Below are 703 nucleotides of genomic sequence, written 5' to 3'. Positions count from 1 at the left end.
AGGAGCCCTCCCCGCACATCGACTGGACCTCCGGCGCCGTACGCCTCCTCACCGAGCCCGTCGAGTGGACCGACGGCCCGCGGCCCCGCAGGGCGGCCGTCTCCTCGTTCGGCTTCAGCGGCACCAACGCCCACGTCGTCCTCGAACAGGCCCCGGAACCGGCCCCGGAACCGGCCGCCGAAGCCGGCCCCGCCGCACCGTTCGCCGCGCCCTGGCTGCTCTCCGCCAAGACCCCGGACGCCCTGCGCGCCCAGGCCCGCAGCCTCCTGCCGTACGCCCAGGACCCCGGCCGGGCCGCGCTGGACGTGGCCTACTCCCTGGCCACCGGCCGCAACGCCCTGGAACACCGGGCAGCCGTGATCGCACCGGACCCGGCCGGGACGCGGGAAGCCCTGACCGCCCTGGCGGACGGCGCGCCCTCACGTGCGGTGGTCCGGGCCACGGCCGTAGCCGGGAGCGGGAAGCACGCCTTCCTGTTCTCCGGGCAGGGCAGCCAGCGGCTGGGCATGGGGCGTGAACTGCACGCCGTCTTCCCGGTGTTCGCGCGGGCCTTCGACGCGGCCTGTGCCGCCCTCGACCCGCACCTGGAACTCCCTCTGCGGGACGTGGTGTTCGGGGATGACGCGGAGCTGCTGGGCGAGACGCGGTTCACCCAACCCGCCCTGTTCGCGGTCGAGGTGGCCCTGTTCCGGCTGGTGGAGTC

1 protein-coding gene is annotated in these 703 nt (G+C 75.4%); it reads left to right on the top strand.

Annotated features, from left to right (window positions below; translation table 11 throughout):
* Positions 1–703: ketoacyl-synthetase C-terminal extension domain-containing protein (locus tag VR44_RS40340; RefSeq protein ID WP_045952675.1), on the top strand; the 703-nt coding region annotated here is incomplete at both ends.

It is taken from the genome of Streptomyces katrae (assembly GCF_000966975.1).
GTDB classification, from domain to species: Bacteria; Actinomycetota; Actinomycetes; order Streptomycetales; family Streptomycetaceae; genus Streptomyces; species Streptomyces katrae.
This window is presented reverse-complemented; position numbering and strand designations above follow the sequence as displayed.